Origin of the sequence: Faecalicatena contorta (assembly GCF_022835095.1) — a bacterium.
GTDB classification, from domain to species: domain Bacteria; phylum Bacillota; class Clostridia; order Lachnospirales; family Lachnospiraceae; genus Faecalicatena; species Faecalicatena contorta.
Genome location: NZ_BQNQ01000001.1, coordinates 3,987,907 through 4,002,817, shown reverse-complemented (window position 1 = coordinate 4,002,817; position 14,911 = coordinate 3,987,907). Strand labels below are relative to the sequence as shown.

11 protein-coding genes and 1 riboswitch are annotated in these 14,911 nt (G+C 43.2%); all 11 genes read left to right on the top strand.

All coding sequences use genetic code 11. The annotated features are described in order from the left end of the window. Window positions 1–99 precede the first annotated feature (99 nt). Complete coding sequence (locus tag MWG26_RS17875) at window positions 100–1,584, top strand: sugar ABC transporter ATP-binding protein (RefSeq protein WP_244062762.1); 1,485 nt, start codon at window positions 100–102, stop codon at window positions 1,582–1,584. Then, a complete protein-coding gene (locus MWG26_RS17870) occupies window positions 1,574–2,530 on the top strand; it encodes an ABC transporter permease (protein WP_025656237.1) in 957 nt (318 codons plus the stop codon). The genes MWG26_RS17875 and MWG26_RS17870 overlap by 11 nt, the downstream gene beginning before the upstream one ends. Window positions 2,531–2,554: 24 nt before the next feature. Next, a complete protein-coding gene (locus MWG26_RS17865; RefSeq protein ID WP_025656238.1) occupies window positions 2,555–3,523 on the top strand; it encodes a sugar ABC transporter substrate-binding protein in 969 nt (322 codons plus the stop codon). Window positions 3,524–3,576: 53 nt separating this feature from the next. Beyond that, complete coding sequence (locus MWG26_RS17860) at window positions 3,577–6,006, top strand: beta-glucosidase family protein (RefSeq protein ID WP_025656239.1); 2,430 nt, start codon at window positions 3,577–3,579, stop codon at window positions 6,004–6,006. Then, a complete protein-coding gene (yicI, locus tag MWG26_RS17855; RefSeq protein WP_117441080.1) occupies window positions 6,003–8,366 on the top strand; it encodes an alpha-xylosidase in 2,364 nt (787 codons plus the stop codon). Before MWG26_RS17860 ends, yicI begins: the two co-directional genes overlap by 4 nt. A gap of 516 nt (window positions 8,367–8,882) precedes the next feature. Next, window positions 8,883–9,371 (top strand): HD domain-containing protein, encoded by a 489-nt coding sequence (locus tag MWG26_RS17850; RefSeq protein WP_025656241.1) that lies wholly within the window; start codon window positions 8,883–8,885, stop codon window positions 9,369–9,371. A 375-nt stretch (window positions 9,372–9,746) separates the two neighbouring features. After that, window positions 9,747–9,873, top strand: a riboswitch (FMN riboswitch). A gap of 132 nt (window positions 9,874–10,005) precedes the next feature. Further along, window positions 10,006–10,632, top strand: coding sequence for an ECF transporter S component (locus MWG26_RS17845; RefSeq protein WP_025656373.1), 627 nt, complete (start codon window positions 10,006–10,008; stop codon window positions 10,630–10,632). Window positions 10,633–10,839: 207 nt separating this feature from the next. After that, window positions 10,840–11,292, top strand: a complete 453-nt coding sequence (locus MWG26_RS17840) for a LytTR family DNA-binding domain-containing protein (protein ID WP_025656374.1) — start codon at window positions 10,840–10,842, stop codon at window positions 11,290–11,292. Then, window positions 11,289–11,933, top strand: coding sequence for a DUF4318 domain-containing protein (locus MWG26_RS17835; RefSeq protein WP_025656375.1), 645 nt, complete (start codon window positions 11,289–11,291; stop codon window positions 11,931–11,933). Before MWG26_RS17840 ends, MWG26_RS17835 begins: the two co-directional genes overlap by 4 nt. Window positions 11,934–12,140: 207 nt before the next feature. Continuing rightward, window positions 12,141–12,902, top strand: coding sequence for an ABC transporter ATP-binding protein (locus tag MWG26_RS17830; RefSeq protein ID WP_025656376.1), 762 nt, complete (start codon window positions 12,141–12,143; stop codon window positions 12,900–12,902). Further along, on the top strand, window positions 12,899–14,908 hold the full coding sequence (locus MWG26_RS17825) for an ABC transporter permease (RefSeq protein ID WP_025656377.1): 2,010 nt from the start codon (window positions 12,899–12,901) through the stop codon (window positions 14,906–14,908). Before MWG26_RS17830 ends, MWG26_RS17825 begins: the two co-directional genes overlap by 4 nt. Window positions 14,909–14,911: the final 3 nt, after the last annotated feature.

The following is a 14,911-nucleotide window of genomic DNA, read 5'->3' as shown; positions in this document are numbered from 1 at the left end:
AAATATGATATAATTCTAACGTACAAAAAAGGATTTGAAAAAATAAATGTTAAAACGTTTAGACAAGGAGGAGAGAACATTTTGGTGAGGCGTACAATTGTGGAACTAAAAAACATACGCAAAGAGTTTCCGGGTGTAGTCGCATTGGATCAGGTCAATATGAAGATACGCTCTTCCACAGTTCATGCACTGGTCGGTGAAAACGGAGCCGGCAAGTCAACACTGATGAAGATATTGTCGGGAACTTATACCGGTTATGGTGGAACAGTCTTTTGTGAAGGAACAGAGATTCATATGAAGTCAGAGAAGGATGCCTATGCACAAGGAATTTCTATTGTTGCACAGGAATTGAACTATGTACCTGAGCTGACGATATCAGAGAACTTGTTTTTAGGGAGAGAACAGAAAAAAGGAAAATTATTTTTGAACAAAAAGGAGAGAAAGAAGCAAACAAAGGAATTATTAAAAATAATGAACCTGGATTATGACCCCGATGAAAAAATGGGAAATCTGAATGTGGCTCAGTGTCAGATGATTGAAATTCTGAAAGCAATTTCGAGAAACAGTAAAGTCATTATAATGGATGAGCCGACATCATCTCTGACAAGTGCGGAGACCGGCATTCTTTTTAAGACAGTATGCAAACTGAAAGAGACTGGGATTGCATTCGTTTTTATCTCTCACAGGCTGGAAGAAGTCTTCGCACTCTGCGATGAATATACAGTTTTGCGCGACGGTAAGTGGATTGCATCGGGGGAAATAAAAGACACTACGGAAGAGCAGCTTATATCTATGATGGTAGGGAGGGATATCGAAGATATCTATCCCCCAATTTCAGAACATAAGGATCGAATTGTGCTTGAAGTGAAGAATTTGACTAATGACGGGGTATTTCGAGACATTTCGTTCCGGGTTCATGAAGGAGAGATTTTCGGCCTTGCAGGTATGGTAGGCGCAGGGAGAAGTGAGATTGTTCAGACAATATTCGGATTGGATCATCTGGAAAAAGGAGAGATCCTGATGGAGGGAAAAGAGGTAAAGATACGCTCTGTCAAAAATGCAATACGGCATGGGATTGCAATGGTGACGGAGGACAGAAGGACTTACGGATTTGTGGGTGTGAGATCGATAGAAGACAATATCAAACTTCCGAATGGGGATTTGTTTGCGAGAATAGGTTTCTGGAATGTAAAGCAGGTAAAGAAAAAGGGAAATGCTATTTGTTCGGAACTTTCAGTGAAAGCTCCGGGTATGAGTACACTTGCAGAGAATTTAAGCGGCGGAAACCAGCAGAAGGTAGTATTGGCAAAATGGCTTGTGCGGGATATTAAGCTTCTTATTTTAGATGAGCCGACAAGAGGGATTGATGTAGGTGCAAAGGAAGAAATCTATTCCCTCATTACAGAGTTTGCGAGGCAGGGTATGGCAATTATACTCATCTCCTCTGATATGCCGGAAGTGCTTTCCATGAGCCATAGAGTAGGAGTGGTCGGTGACGGGAAATTGTTAAAAATTTTAGAGCGTGAGGATCTGGTTCAGGATAAAATTATGAAAATAATTGTGGAGGCGAAAGATGAAAAATAAGAAGAGATTATCATCGGGAGAGATATACAGAAAATACGGAATCGTACTTATCATGTTTTTTTTATTTATTGCATCGGCAGTCATTAATCATAACTTTTTAAAACCCCAGAATTTGATTAACATATTAAAACAGATTTCTGTTGTTACCATTATTGCCTGCGGCGAGACGATGCTTATCGTATCAGGCATGATTGACTTGTCAGCGGGATTTTTGTGTACAACATCAGCGTGCATTTCGGCGGGAATCCTTGCGGGAACGGGAAATCTACCGCTGGCGATACTGGCGGGTATCGCAATCGGATGTCTTTGCGGCTGGGTGAACGGATTTTTAATTACCCACTATAAACTACAGCCGTTTATTGCGACTCTGGCTATGACCTATGTACTTCAGGGAATTGTTCAGATTTATACAAACGGGCAGACAATCGGAGGCGTGCAGAAAGCGAGACCATTGGGATATGGGGCAGTCCTCGGAATACCGGTTCCGGTTATCATTATGCTTGCTATGGTTGTAGTCATAGCGATATTGATGAAAAAGACAACATTCGGAACTTATATTTATGCTATCGGAGGAAGTGAGAAGGCGGCAATTGCCTCGGGCATTAATACGAAGCGCATAAAGAGGCTGATATTTACACTGAGCGGTGCACTGACAGGACTGGCAGGTGTAGTGCTGATGGCGCGTTTGATGGCGGGAATGCCTTCTGTGGGAGAAGGGTATGAGTTTGATGCTATTACTGCGGTGATTGTGGGCGGGACTAGCTTCTTAGGAGGAATCGGAACGGTAACAGGAGCCTTGATCGGTTCGGTCATCGTAGGATTGATCAACAACATATTGAATCTGCTGCATGTATCCACCCAGTATCAGTTGATTGTGAAGGGGGTGCTAATCGCAGTGGCAGTGATTATTGATATTAAGACAAAAGAAAATAAAAAAAGTAAATAAATAAAAATTAAGGAGGAAAAAACAATGAAGAAAAAATTAGCAGTGATGGTGGCGGGAATTATGGCATGTATGACGGTAATGACAGGATGCGGTACGGACAAGACAGGTGATACGGGCGAAACAGGTAAGAAAAGTGAAGGGTACTTAGTCGGATTTGCAAACAACAGTGATACGTACAATTATTGTGCAAAATTCAGAACGTATTTAAAAGAGATGACAGAGGCGAAAGGAATTGATATTACGGTCACAGATGCGGGTGGAGATACAAATGTACAGAACGGACAAATTGATGATTTTATTGTACAGAACGTAAATGTAGTTTCAGCTATCAGCAACGATCTGGACGGATCTATACCGGCTCTTGAGGCGGCGAAAAGCGCAGGACTTCCTTACATCTCATTTTTGACTACGGTTTCGGGCGGGGATGACTATGACGGATATATTTATGTTGGTTCTCCGAATTATGACGCGGGAAAAGCACAGGGTGAATACCTTCGAGAGGTATTTCCGGAAGGAGCATCTATCTTATACTTCACAGGAGCACCAAACGACCAGCAGTATATTGACCGTAAACAGGGTCTGGAAGATGCTCTGAAAGGCAGTAATATTACAATTTTAGGTGAATATAACGTGGAAAACGCAAAAGATCTCGGAATGAGTACGGCGGATGACTGTCTGTTGTCATATGACAGTTTTGACGCAATTGTATGCCAGAATGACGATGCGGCATTGGGAGTTGTTGAGGCATTGAAATCTGCGGGAAAACAGGACAGCATTCAGGTGCTCGGTGTGGACGGAAGTGATGACGCACTGGAATCTATTAAAAACGGAGAAATGACGATGACTTCTCTGCAGGATGCAAAAGCACAGGCAGAAGCGGGTGCTCAGATTTTCGAGGACCTGAAAAACGGGACAGATCCGGCAGATATCGAGGATGTCAGCATTCCGTTTAAAATCGTCACAGCAGAAAATGTGGACGAGTATCTGAAATAATCCGATAAAGCAGTCCATTCAGAAAGACAGCGCAAGAAAGAAGGTAAAAGGAGATGGCGAATTACAAAGACAGCAGCCTTCCGGTGGAGGAAAGGCTTAAGGACCTAATGCAGAGAATGACATTTGAGGAGAAAATCGATCAGATTACATGTCTTGTGACAATCACGGAGGAGATTCCTGATTTTAAGGAATATGTACCAAACGGAATAGGGAATGTTGGCGCATTTACTGTGGCAGACAGTGTAGAAGAAATTGTGAAGTACGCGGACAAATTACAGAGATATCTGGTAAATGAGACAAGGCTCGGAATTCCAGCACTGATTCATTGTGAAGCGTGTGCGGGGGCACAGTATACGGAGGCTGATGTATTTCCTAGTGCAATCGCTCAGGCGTCTACGTTTGACCCGGCGATTGTGGAGCAGATGGCGGATATCATACGCCGCCAGATGCTATATGTGGGATTTCGACAGGCACTCTCTCCTGTGATGGACGTGGACAGGGATCCGAGGTGGGGAAGAATGACAGAGACATACGGAGAAGATGCGGCTCTTGTATCGGCGATGTCGAGTGCCTTTGTCAGAGGGATTCAGTCAGAGGATATGAAAAAAGGTATTTTGGCAACGGCAAAACATTTTGCTGGGCATGGCGTCACAGAGGGTGGAATCAATATGGGGCGCAATCTTGTTTCGGAGAGAGATCTTCTGGAAATTCACTGCAAACCTTTCCAGTGTGCAATAACGGAAGCCAATTTGAAGAGTGTTATGAATTCATATGGTTCCATCGATGGGGAACCGGTTGTGGGATCGAAAAAGATGCTTACAGAAATACTGAGAAATGCGCTTGGTTTCCGTGGATTTGTTGTCTCTGACTATCTCTCAGTGGACCGTCTGGTAGACCCATTTTCGGTGGCCGCCACATTTGAAGAGGCCGGAATTCAGGCAATTGAGGCCGGGCTGGATGTAGAGTATCCGAGACCGAAAGGGTTCCATTACTGCATGAAAGAAGCGGTAAATGACGGGCGACTGAGCATATCTGTGATCGATCAGGCGGTGGAGAGAGTTCTGAGAATGAAGTTTGAAATGGGTATTTTTGAAAACCCTTATCCGGATTTAAGAAAACTAAAAAAGACATTACATTTAGAAGAAACAGAGCGGCTGAATGAGAAGATAGCGGAGGAAAGTTTTATTTTATTGAAAAATGAGAACAAAGTTCTTCCACTGTCAAAACAGATAAAAAAACTTGCGGTAGTTGGTCCTCATGCGGACAACATCCGTAGCTTGTTCGGGACATTTTCTTATCCTGCAGTAATCGATATGACGATGTCCAGAGAGGAAGATGGGCAGGACTTTGAGGAACCGGGAGTCATTATCTATGATATTGATCAGGATTATATAGGACAGGTTCGTGATACCTCACCCAGGGTAAATAAGCGGATACAGAAAGATTTTCCGAAAGCAAAAACACTTTATCAAAAATTAAAAGAATATCTTCCTAACACAGAGGTGGTATTTGCAAAGGGGATAAACTGTGCAGGAACTGAACTTGGCGGAATGGAAGAGGCAGTGCGTGCTGCGGCCGATTCCGATGTAGTCTTGCTGACGCTCGGAGGTAAAAATGGCTGGGGAAGTACTTCCACGGTTGGGGAGGGCGTGGATGCTACCGACATTGATCTGCCGGGAGCACAGGAGGAATTTGCGAGAAAAATTTACGGATTACATAAGAAAACAGTCGTACTTCATTATGACGGACGTCCCCTGTCAAACGAGTTTACCGCGTCACATTTCAATGCTATCGTGGAAGTATGGCAGCCGGGAGAAATGGGAAGCAGCGCTCTGTGCAGATTGCTTTTCGGCGAGGTGAATCCGTCTGGGCGTCTTCCGGTCACTGTGGCAAGAAATGCAGGACAGCTTCCGATTTACTATGGCCTTCCGAGAGGAAGCGGCTATGTTGCAGCTGGGCACACCGGAATGATTCGGAATAAAAACGGATATATCAATGATACGGCAGAGCCTCTCTATTATTTCGGACATGGGTTGAGCTACACTTCTTTTGAGTATTCTGATATGAAAATCGAGGAAAAGGTCGTTAGTGCGTCGTCTGTCATCAAGGTGGAAGCACGGATTAAAAATACAGGTGGCTGTGACGGAACAGAAGTTGTCCAGATGTATTTTACAGATGCCGTATCGCAGATGGTGCGTCCGACAATGGAACTGGCCGGATTCGTGAGAGTGGAATTGAAAAAGGGCGAAGAAAAGAAAGTGCGGTTTGAGATGAAGGTGTCTCAGTTTGCCTTCTTGGACCGTGACATGCAATGGTTTGTGGAAAAGGGGAATTACATCATTTCGCTTGGAGCGTCCTGCAGGGATATCCGTCTTCAGGAACAGTTGCAAGTAGCTGACAGTGCAGTAATCGACGGTAGAACGAGAGGATTTTATGCAAAGGCGGAAGTATTACAGAACATTAGCAGGAGGAGTAAGCCATGAAATTTACAGAGGGATTCTGGGAAAAGAGCGAGGCTGCTCACGCATGTTATGCGGTACAGGCGTACGAAGTGGAAGAAATAGAAAACGGCATGAGGGTGATTGCTCCGTTCCGGACCATCTGCAGCCGCGCAGGCGCATTGGACGTCGGAACGCTGACGTTTGAGTTTACCTCAGCCGGCGAGGATATTATTTCCGTAAGATGTTTTCATTTTGAAGGATACGAAAAGAGAGAACCCCGGTTTATGCTGAATAGAGAAAAATGTAAAGTAAATATAGACATCAGCGAGGATGAGGCGGTGATGTCAGCAGGGAATGTTAGTGTACATGTGGGACTAAAAGAGTTCTATATCAGCTACAAAAGAAACGGGAAAGATATGACATCATGTGGGTTTAAAAATGTCGGATACATGAGACATGACAGAAAAAATTCAACCAAGTACCCGGAGACAAATTATCTTGCTGAGGACTACAATCCTTATATTGTCTCAGAGTTTTCACTGGCAGCGGGAGAATGTGTTTATGGTCTTGGTGAAAGGTTTACCGCATTTGTAAAAAACGGTCAGACTGTAGACTGCTGGAACGAGGACGGGGGAACTTCATCGCAGATTAGTTACAAAAATATTCCGTTCTATATAACGAATAAAAATTACGGAATCTATGTGGATCACAGCACAGACGTGTCCTTTGAGGTTGCGAGCGAAAAGGTAGAAGCAGTCGGCGTCTCCGTAAAAGGAGAGGAGATGCGTTATTATGTGATTGGCGGAAGTTCTATGAAAAAAGTGATTGAGCACTATACGAGTCTGACGGGCAAACCGGCACTTCCTCCGGCATGGTCGTTCGGACTCTGGCTGAGTTCATCCTTCACGACTGATTATGATGAGAAAACTGTTAACTCATTTATCGAGGGGATGAAAGCGCGGGATCTGCCGTTTGACGTATTCCATTTCGACTGCTTTTGGATGAGAGGCCTGCACTGGTGTGATTTTGAATGGAATGAGAAAACATTTCCGGATGTGAGGGGAATGTTAAAGCGATATAAAGACAAAGGGTTGAAAATATGCGTATGGATTAATCCCTATGTAGCACAGGGAACGGGATTCTTCCGGGAGGGGTTGAAGAAAGGCTATTTCCTAATGCGCGCCGATGGTTTGGGCGTAAAGCAGGTGGATAACTGGCAGCCTGGAATGGCAGTCATTGATTTTACGAACCCGGAAGCTGTGATTTGGTATCAGGAAAAACTGAAAGAACTGCTGGATATGGGAGTCGATTGTTTTAAATCAGATTTCGGTGAAAGGATTCCTGTTGATGTGACTTATGCAAACGGAGCAGATGCATGGGGAATGCATAATTATTATACATTATTATATAATCAGACGGTATTTGAATTGTTAAAGAGAGAAAGAGGAGAAAAGGAGGCAGTTTTATTTGCCAGAAGTGCGACGGTGGGAGGCCAAAGATTCCCCGTACACTGGGGAGGCGACTGTACAGGCACATATGAATCTATGGCAGAATCATTGAGAGGCGGCCTTTCCTTTATGCTCTCCGGTTTCAGTTACTGGAGCCATGATATTGGTGGATTTGAACTGGCAGCCGATGCAGATGTATATAAAAGATGGCTGCAATTCGGGCTGCTTTCCACTCACAGCAGACTACATGGCTCCAAAAGCTACAGGGTGCCATGGTTGTTCGACGAAGAATCTGTGGAAGTGTGCAGAGAATTTACGAAACTGAAATTGAAGTTGATGCCTTACATCTACAGTATGGCAGTGGAGTCGCACAAGACGGGAATTCCTGTGATGCGACCGATGATCCTGGAATATGAAAATGATCCTGCAGTAAAATATCTCGATATGCAGTATATGCTTGGAGACCGTCTTCTGGTAGCGCCGATTTTTAATAAAGAGGGAATCGGAGAGTATTATTTGCCGAAAGGTGTGTGGACGCACCTTCTGAACGGAGAACGGAAAGAAGGAGGACGCTGGTACCGGGAAACATACGATTATCATTCCCTGCCTTTATTCGTGGCCGAGAATTCGCTTCTCCCGATGGGAAGCAATGAAAAAACAGCCGGGTATTCCTTCGCGGAAAATGTGCAGATCGGTATCTATGAATTACGGGAGGGAGAGAAAGCAGAATGCCGGATCCCCGACAAAGATGGTAATATTGTGCTGAATGTGAGGGCATATGCGGATAAAGATAAGATTTATTTGTCTAGTTGTGGGAAAAATGAAAGGATAACATATGTACTTTACAATGTTCCTGAAATCCGGAGCATAAGTGGAGGGACGGTGCAGTACGATAAGGAGAGGCGAAGCGCTGTTGTTGCAGCGGACGGGGAGCAGTTGATTTTGGGGAAATAAAAAACAGGAAGATTTTTGTATTCCCAAATGAGGAGAACCTCTCTAGCGAATGAAGCCTTCCTTAGATTTTTGAATATCTTTTTCCGCAGATTTCAATACAATCTTGCATTTGATTTGTTTTTAGTCCATCTTTGCCAATACAGAACAATGATTATATGCAGATTTTAAGGAAACTCGATTTGAATCACCTAATTTCACAGCTCGTTTTTCAATACAGGTTATATATACTATGTCAAAATGCTCAAGTGTGATAAAGAAATACACAAGAAGCTGATAGGCAGCTGCCCACTATTCCTTAAAATTAAAAGAAAATAAATAGAACTTCTCAGGCTTATATGGTAAAATGCAAATACAAATCGACAATCCAGAATTTAAGGGAAGAATGTTGTGTATAGTCGGCAACGGTCTACCCGTTTACGAGAGCTGTGAATGGATAAACCGTTTTATATTAATTTTATTGGATACGTTGGAGGCGTTAATACTACAAATATTTATTCGTTTAGAGGAGTGTTAAAAATGTTAAATAAGTTACATTTATCAATGATAGAGTTATATCGTGGGGACGCAAAGAGGATTCAGCATTTTTGCAAGGTTCACAGTTATGCGAAACTAATTGCTGAAACAGAAAATGTAGATGGGAAATGTCTGTTCATTCTTGAAGCTGCAGCCCTGACTCACGACATAGGGATTCACATATGTGAAGAAAAGTATGGGGATTGTAGCGGAAAATTACAGGAAAAAGAAGGCCCTGCAATAGTAAAAAAGTTACTTAAAGATTTGGGGTTTGAAGATTACGTATCTGAAAGAGTTCAGTATCTGATAGCAAATCATCATACGTACGATAATATTGATGGAATAGACTATCAAATACTTGTTGAAGCGGATTTTCTTGTAAATATCATGGAGGATAACCTGTCAAAAACAGCGGCTTTAAATGCGTATAATCATATTTTCAGAACAGAATGTGGAAAGCAGATTTGTAAAGTAATGTTTGGACTTTGTTAGCCGTAAATTACTATTTGAGGGAAAAATTATTGGAAAATCTGCCAAAACATGAAGATGATGGATACTCAAAAAATGATCTTAAAGGTTTACGAATCAGTGAACCCGGAACGTATCCGTCAGCAAATGAAAAAACTAAATAAGAAGCCAATGGAAGAGGAAAAACAGAGGGCTGTAATCTGATTTCTGCAGATATAAATCCGAATTTTTGATAGCCTTTACGGCAGAATTCACAGCAACGTTTACGACAAATTTACGACATTTCGAAGATTACTTATAACGAGATACAAAGATCTACGTGAAATTTTTGGCAAAATTGACCAAAAAAACTGCTTGCATAACCACATACAATGGGTTATAATAACCTATAGAATAGAATGAATTCTTCGGGGTCGGGTGCAATTCCCAACCGGCGGTATAGTCCGCGACCCACTGCCATAATGACAGCGGTTGAACTGGTGTAATTCCAGTACCGACAGTAAAGTCTGGATGAGAGAAGAAATTGATGCCGTAAAAGCGTAATCTTAACCCCGGAATTATCATCCGGGGTTTTTATTATGTCTGAGACACGATCTCCATGAAGATTTTCTTTCTTTTCAATTCAAATCATTTGTATAATTAAAGGAGAGAAACGACTATGAACACAGAAAGTAATGTAGTACAAAAGTCACAATCTAAAATTGGAATCCGTACAATCGCACAGATCGGAATGTTATCAGCCATTGCAACGGTATTGATGCTGTTCGAAATCCCGCTTCCATTTGCGCCCGCATTTTATCAGATTGATTTCAGTGAGGTTCCGGTACTGGTAGGATGTTTTGTAATGGGGCCGCTGGCAGGAGCCGTGATTGAGCTTGTAAAGATTTTGTTAAACCTGGTGATTAATGGGACGATCACTGCCGGTGTCGGTGAAGCTGCAAACTTTTTAATCGGATGTGCATTATGTGTGCCGGCAGGACTGATTTACAAGAAAAAGCGCACCAGATCAAGTGCAATTATCGGACTAACCGCAGGGACTATTTTTATGACGGCGATCGGATGCGTACTGAATGCATTTATCCTTCTTCCGGCATATGCGGCAGCGTTTGGGATGCCGATCGATGCGCTGGTGGATATGGGATCGGCTATTAATGCAAGTATTACTGGTCTTACCACATTCGTTATGTTTGCTGTGGCGCCGTTCAATCTATTAAAGGGTGTGCTGGTATCCCTGATTGTATTATTGATTTATAAAAAGATCAGCCCGATCTTTCGGATGCGGTAATAAGGAGTCAGGCAAGTAAAATAATTTTATAATGAGAAGATGATAAAATAAGATGCGGCTGCCATTCGGGGATTCAAGTCCCCGGTTGGCAGCCTTTTACCTGCCCAAAAGAGCCACTGACCGGTTTTCTGTAGACTTTCTTTTTTATTTTGGATAAGATAAATACAGAAAAGGAAACAATTCAATTAAAGGCAGGAGGAAACGGATATGAAGGTGGAGATCGAAAAAGTAGGGATAGAGACGGAAGAATCTGCCAGGATCCGCGTGCATGAGGAAAGCGAGAGTACGAAAAGGCTGGCTCAGTTTATTGAACAGGAAAGATATAAGTTTCTGATATTAACCTGCAACAAGGACGATAAGATTTATCAGATTAAGTGCAGAGAAATTTACTACATCGAATCTATGCAGGAGGTACAGTATATCCATACCAGGGAGGATATTTATTCTACGAGGAAGCGTCTTTATGAGCTGGAGGGACTGCTTCCGCCGGAATTTGTCAGGGCATCCAAATCGGTGCTTCTGAATATGGCGAAAGTGGAGGTCTATAAGCCGTCAGTCGGTGGGATTATGATTGCAGAATTTGCAAATGGCGACGTTACCTATATTTCAAGGAAATATTTAAAAGGACTCAGAGCCAAGATTAAGGAGGGATTGTTATGAAAGAAAACAGGATTTCTGAAGAGACAAGAGAGAAGATTTATCAGGGATGCTTTTTGGGGCTGCTTCTTTTTGCGAGTACTGCGCTGTTTTTGAGTCTTAGAAAAGATATGAACGAGGTGGGCCGGATACTGCCATTTATTCCCGCAGCCCTGGCAGGATATCTGGTGATCGGCAATCTGCTGGTTTGGCTACATTACCTGCCGGAGAAGGGAAGGGTCAGCAGCTGGTTTAAAGGGGCGGCAGCTGTGTACTGGATCGATTTGATCGCTGTCGGTTTTGTATTGCTGTCCTTTATAGTGTCGGAGTCCTGGCGGCACATCATTCTGGTGAATGCGGCAGTGGTTCTGGTCTGCTGGATACTGGATTACCGTTCTGTTTTGAAAATTGCGAAAGAGCTGAATGGCAGAACTGTCAAAGGCAGATACCTGGTCGTTGATCTGGATGAATGCCCAAAAGGAGCGGAGGCTTTTTGCCGGGAAATAGAAGATTATTGCAGGAAGAATAAAATTAAGCTGGAATTTCTGCAAAGGGAGAAACCGGCAGTCATTCTGATGGATGGGGAGAAATATGAGGTCACACTGGATTTCTTTTACTCACAGTTTGGCCCTATGTATGCACTGAAATTCAGAAAAGACGGATAGCTCAAGGCAAAAAAATAGCGGAAAAAAGCCCGGATGCGGCGCTTTCTTAAGGGAGGGCGCCGCATCCGTTTTTTAGGATTTTTTAAACACACGCAAGTTAATTTTTTTGAAAATGGGCGGACCACACAAAAAGTGCCTGATTTACTCATTCGTTTTTTTTACCGCGCTTGTATTATACACTTATTAAAAGTAAAAGGAGATTTCACAATGACTGCATTATTAGTGGCTGAAGATGTAACGAAGACCTATGAAAAGGCGCAGTACCCAAGCCTGAATAAAGTATCCTTTCGCGTAGAAAGAGGGGAGTTTGTCGGCATTATGGGCGCCTCTGGTTCGGGGAAGACCACCCTGCTGAATGTCCTTTCTACCATAGATACGCCCACAAGCGGGAATATCTGGATCAAAGGCGTTAACTTAAAGAAACTGGCAAACACAAGCGCTGCTGATTTTCGAAGGGACAATCTGGGATTTATCTTTCAGGAATATTTTCTACTGGACAGTCTTACCATCCGGGAAAATATATCTGTTCCCCTTACTTTAATGAAACTGCCGCCGGAACAAATCGAAAGTATGGTGTGGAACCTGGCTGGGAGATTTGGAATAGCATCACAACTGAATAAATATCCGGGTGAACTGTCCGGCGGCCAGAGGCAGCGGGCGTCGGCAGCAAGGGCGATTGTGAAACAGCCGGAGATCTTATTTGCCGATGAGCCTACGGGGGCGCTGGATTCCAATTCGGCTACGGAATTGCTGAATACGTTGCAGGAAGCCAACCGGGAACTGCATACTACAATACTCATGGTAACCCATGACACTTACACTGCGAGCTTCGCCAGCCGTATATTGATATTTAAAGACGGCTGCATCATCCGGGAACTGTTCAAACGCGGCGGCAGACAGGAGTTCTATGACGCTATCTCCTCGGAAGCAGCTAAGCTCGATACTAGAAGGCAGGAGGAAAGGCAATGAATACCTTGACGGCAGCATATAAAAACCTGACAAAAAATGTTTCATATTATGCCCTCTATTTATTTTCTGTTTCCCTGGTGATTACAGTATTCTTCGCATTTACTTCGTTTTCAGTGGACCAGGTCATGCTTGATAAAATATCAGCGGACGGGCGGGTAGAGTCCATGTGCAATACGATTTCTATATTTTTAATGGCATTTGTGGTGGTTTATATGGCTTATTCGAATCACTTTTTTCTAAAACGCCGTATAAAAGAACTTGGTGTCTACGCATTACTGGGGTATCGAAAGTCTTCCATATTATGCCTGCTGACTTTTGAAAATATTTTTATAAGCTGCGGTGCTTATTTGGCAGGAATCATCTTAGGAGCAGCCGCACATAAGGGGATTGTAAGCGGAATTACTGTGCTTCTGAAACTCGCGGTGGACGGTTCACAGATCCCGTTTTTTAATGCAAATGCCATGATGAAAACGGCCTGCTTTATTGCGCTGGTTGTTTGTGTTTTAACAGCATCAAATGCCAGATTTCTTTATAAGGCATCTCTTATGGAAATGATACGCTTTGAAAAGAAAGCGGAAAAGAATTTGAAATGCCGCCGTCTGCCTGCTTTGCTTGGAATTGTAATGATAATAGCAGGCTATAGGCTGGCGCTGGATATTACCAGAGGCCCAAAGTCCGTCTGGAATTCTATCGGCTTTTATCCAGTTGGTATGCTGACTGCAATGCTTGTTGTAATGGGTACTATATTTTTTATTTCATCCTTTCTGCCTTATGTAATGAAAAGACGTAAAGGGAACAAACGGGCGTTTTACACAGAAACCAGAATCATTACGATACCAAATTTTATATACCGCATCCGCTCTAACGCGAAGACCTTAATCATGCTGACATTGCTTTCTGCGGCTGTTTTAACGGTATCGGGTGTTATGGCACTAACGGTATACTATCCAATCGCCGCAGTATCCCGCATTGCTCCATCGGAAATTGAGTTCAGGATGGAAGAGGAGACTCAGCTGGATAATGTCAAGCGGATTGTCAGTAGGTATGCACCGGACGAAACAATTACATTTACGCAGACAGAGATCTATAAGGCGGCTTCTTCTGCTTCCGTGCTACCTGTGGAATATGGCGTCGGTTCTGCAAAAGGTGATGCCCAAAATGAAAAGATTGTACGGGAGCCAGGCTTTGAATGTATCTCATTCACAGACTATGTAACATTGCTGCGTGCACAGGGCAGGGAGGGGGTGATCGATTCCTTGCCCGGACTGACGGATGAGGAGTGTATTTTAGTAAAGTATCAGCCTGGAGGCGGGGGCAGTTCGGAGGCTGGGAAAAGTTATCCGTTAATAATAGGAGGGGAGGAGGCACCTCTGACGGTAAAAAAGGTAACGCTTGATAATCCATTGTCGTTCGCAAATAGTATTGGAACCTTGATTGTGAGCGACGAAATGTATGACCGGATCAGAGCGGCTGATGAACCAATGGCTAAAGTGATAAGTGTGAATGGGAAAGCGATAGAAGATAACGAAGCATTGTACGGAGAAATCAGCAGTTTACTTGGAGGAAGCCCCTATTTACAGGGGCATTCACATAGGGTAAACGAACTGTTTTCCCTAAACAGCTCCACGTTCCTTCTGATTGGTTTTCTTGTGATTCTGTTCTTTATCGCGGCCGGAAGTATCTTGTATTTTAACAATATCGCTGCTGTTGCCGATACAAAATCCGACTATGACATTCTGATTAAAATGGGGTATACGGGCAGGTTTATAAAAAAGATTATCAGGAAACAGGTGCTGGCCTTTTTTAGTATTCCATTTGGTCTTGGCCTGTTAGACTGTATTTTTGCGACAGCAGTATATAAGACAGGGTTAATGCAAAATCTGCTTGGCGACACCCTGATTCAATTTGTTCCAGTTGTAATTGCCGTGGTAGTGACAGCGCTTATTTATTTGATTTATTACTTTGTTACTGTCCGTACCTGCTTTCGGTTAGCCTGTATTAAATAATTT